At 39.0% G+C, this 2,661-nt stretch carries 4 protein-coding genes; 1 reads left to right on the forward strand and 3 read right to left on the reverse strand.

Going from position 1 to position 2,661, the window contains the following annotated elements; all coding sequences use genetic code 11:
- The coding region (locus VGA95_11675; protein ID HEX9667199.1) for a cytochrome P460 family protein at positions 1-504 on the forward strand (504 nt) is incomplete at its 5' end.
- Between the two features lie 254 nt (positions 505-758).
- On the opposite strand, the gene VGA95_11680 is transcribed toward VGA95_11675, so the two are convergent.
- The 3 genes from VGA95_11680 to VGA95_11690 all read right to left on the reverse strand — a co-directional run.
- On the reverse strand, positions 759-881 hold the full coding sequence (locus tag VGA95_11680; protein ID HEX9667200.1) for a hypothetical protein: 123 nt from the start codon (positions 879-881) through the stop codon (positions 759-761).
- Positions 882-1,122: 241 nt separating this feature from the next.
- The gene (locus tag VGA95_11685) at positions 1,123-1,641 is read right to left on the reverse strand and encodes a hypothetical protein (GenBank protein ID HEX9667201.1); all 519 of its coding nucleotides are present in this window, start codon (positions 1,639-1,641) and stop codon (positions 1,123-1,125) included.
- 782 nt (positions 1,642-2,423) lie between these two features.
- The coding region (locus tag VGA95_11690) for a hypothetical protein (GenBank protein ID HEX9667202.1) at positions 2,424-2,661 on the reverse strand (238 nt) is incomplete at its 5' end.

Consider the following 2,661-nt stretch of genomic DNA (forward strand, 5'->3'; position numbering starts at 1 on the left):
ATTCCGTTAGTTTTGATTTTCATATCCTTTGGTTTTTTAAACGCCAATATTGGGATTACAGAGTCGGATGACCCTTCCAAAATGGCTTCAGATCTCTGGAACAAAATACAAGGTGATAAATACCGAGAGAACTGGAAATTATGGCCTGGTAAGGGGAAGTTCTATAAGGGTACCGAACCCCATGGAATGCTTCTCACTACATATTTGAATGAGGCTGGGTACCAAGCAGTTGAGAAAAAAGAAAAGCAGCTCCCTAATGGATCTATAGTGATTAAGGAAAATTATATGCCTGATAAAACACTAGGGGCAATCACGGTGATGCAGAAAATAGAAGGATATAACCCTGAGGGAGGCGACTGGTTCTGGGTAAAATTTAAACCAGATGGCAATCCTGAGACAGCGGAGATGGATGGCAAAAGTATGCCCGTTGCAGGAAAGGTTCCTATGTGTATTGGTTGTCATCAAGCTTCAAATAGTGGAATACGATATCTCATGACTAAATAAAATTAAGAAATATTGCACTTATCTTATCTCAATTAGTGCTATTCTATTTATCTGCGGTTTTGTTTGGTTTACGCTAGTTCGATGGAAGTGACATTTCATAATTGATGTATCAGCTCATTCTCTTTAATTATATTATTTCTGAATAGCTTTGACAGCAGAGGGGCTATCTATAATATGCCTCTTTACTCAACATCAAAATGAAACAATTAATAGTATAGGAGGCGATAGGATTCAGTTATGTGACTATTAATTGATCAACTCTCATTGTCATATCTATCATACTTTCTCTTAACCCCTACTCGCCTTTCCAATTCCTTTCTAAACTTTCTAACTTTTATTGCCACAATCGATAAATCCTTCTTAACTATTCTTTCCAATCATTCTATTTTGAGGTAGATTTTCAAAATGAATTCGATCTCTTTCTGAAATGAAGATATCTTAGCCGACATTACATGGTCTAATTAGATTGTAAAAACGCCGAGTATTTGAATCGTGTGTTTACTTAAAACATTTGTAATAGACTTAAAGAGATTGGTTTAATTTAGACGTTAATGGAAGAAGCCCTCTATTTAAAGGGGCTTCTTTCATAGGTGGAGTGGAGGATTGGACGTTTACTTGTCATTCATTTTGTGAAACTACTTGACTCTTTTCGTACGATCCTTTAAATATCAGAAAAGGAATTATCCTAGGTGACTTCGGTTTAATCCTTGGACTCATCCAATCAAGATAAAAGTCGTAGGCTGCCCCCGAGTCTCCAGGTCCATCAAAGCTTGTATGCGGCTCCACTTTTGTTGTTACAGTTACAGTTTCAGTTTGAGCTGGAGCTGGTTTAATTCCGACATTCCTCATGCGATACATCCAGTCAAGATAAAAATCGTAAGCAGCCCCTGAGTCGCCCGGCCCGTAAAAATCAGTCCGTGGTTTTACCTTTGCAGTAACAGTACCTGGAATCCCATACCCAGGCACAGGCCCAACATTCCGTTTCGGATACATCCAATCCAGATAGAAGTCGTAAGCAGCTCCTGAATCACCTGAACCATAGAAATCAGTACGTGGCTGCGCAACTGTGTCTATTGATAATGGAACCATAAGTGTTAGACCTAATAAAAATATTTGTACTAGTCTCAACACTCTCATCTTTATCACCTCCCTATTTTACATGTCTACGGAATTAGATGAGTGAGAATTGCGCAAAGTTACGAAGTTTTTTTCTGATCCGGACCCCAGAGGTTGTTCACCCTTCAACGCGGCCCTTCGGTCAAACTCAGGACAGGGTGATCCGATCTGCTTTTCGCTTTATCAATGGACTGGCGGGGTTTTCTAACCCCGCATGAATTTAGGAAATCTTGGGAAGGTCATTACTGTAAAAGCCAGATATTTCAGGGACCAGATCTTTAAAAGTAGTTTCTTCAATTATCTTATTTTTTCTTTCTAACTTCTTTGTCTTGATACTGAATAGATCCTGACCTATCGTCAGGACATGGTTCAGCACAGGTACAAAGAAGCAATCCTTCGATCCTTCGATAAACTCAGGACAGGCCCTTCGATAAACTCAGGACAGGCCCTTCGACAAGCTCAGGGCTCACGACAAGGCTGCCCCTTGTTGTCATTCCCTAATTCCTTAATAGGGAATCCATGCTTTTACCTCTGGATCCCCGATAACTATCCTCGGGGTTGACAAAACGACTAAAAAATTTAATTCAACCACAACCCGCAAATTTTTTGTAACGTCTTCGTTCCTGATTTTCTTAACCCAATTTTTGGAATGCCGTTCAAGTCCTTTTCATTCTGAAAAGAGCTAATCAAAATAAATCTATTCACGAAATTGTAAGAATTTTATCCACGAAATATATAACATCTACAATTACTCATGTGGCGATCTAACGAAAGCCGTTACATTGTAAACATAGGGTTACCGATTATCTTAACGCAATTTTAGGTACCAAATTTGAGAGTTCTTCTGCCTTAATATCTGATACAAGTGCATAGAGGATTCCACGCTGCCTCCAAAATATGAGATTACAGCCTTTTTCAGTATCGTTGTGTAGCTTATTGCGAAGTATTTCTACCTTGTCCTGTGAATATCCATCTAGGTATGATTCGTCCATTACAAAAAGAGAAATGGGCTTTCCTTCTTTTTCGTAAAACAGTAACGCT

The organism is Thermodesulfobacteriota bacterium (assembly GCA_036397855.1).
Taxonomy (GTDB): Bacteria; Desulfobacterota_D; UBA1144; order Nemesobacterales; family CSP1-2; genus DASWID01.